Genomic DNA, 536 nt, shown 5'->3' on the forward strand with positions numbered 1-536 from the left:
CGCCACGGCGTTTAGGACGGCAGGCAGTGTTTCAGCATTGCCCGATGAGACATGTTCACCTGAACCGGTGTTAGGGATACCGGCCAGCGCCAGAAATTCATCAATGGTCATGCTGCGGTTTTCGGTCTTGCGTTTCCACGGCCACATATCACAACCCCGCCAGATAAGCCCAATGGGAACGCAGATCCACCAGCTCCGGGTGTTGGGTCAGCAGTGAGCGCTTGGCGATCTGAATGTCGGTTTCACGATAGGCCGGTAAGCTGGTGATGGTGATTTCGCGCAGCTCGGCGGCCAGCACGGTACGGACATACGGTTGTTGGGTGCTGTCCCACTGGTCTTTCAGCGCCCGGAACCCGAAGGACATGCCGGAAATGTCGCCCCGCTCAACCAGGATCAGCACATCGCGCCCCAGTTGGGTATCGGGCGGCGTCAGCTCAAAGCGCAAGCCGGTGGCGTCTTCACTCAATACCAGGGTGCCGGAGGTATTGCGGCCTAACAGCGCGGTATGGTCATGTTCGTACAGGGCGCGAACATCA

Annotated in this window: 1 protein-coding gene and 1 pseudogene; both read right to left on the reverse strand. The window is 59.1% G+C overall.

What is annotated here, in order from left to right:
* A pseudogene (locus tag IV04_RS26350) lies at positions 1-147 on the reverse strand (phage portal protein); the annotation flags it as partial.
* 1 nt (position 148) lies between these two features.
* On the reverse strand, positions 149-536 hold a 388-nt coding region (locus IV04_RS24075), incomplete at its 5' end, for an HK97 family phage prohead protease (protein ID WP_037441666.1).

The sequence above is a fragment of the Serratia sp. Ag1 genome (assembly GCF_000743355.1).
In the GTDB taxonomy this organism is placed as follows: domain Bacteria; phylum Pseudomonadota; class Gammaproteobacteria; order Enterobacterales; family Enterobacteriaceae; genus Chania.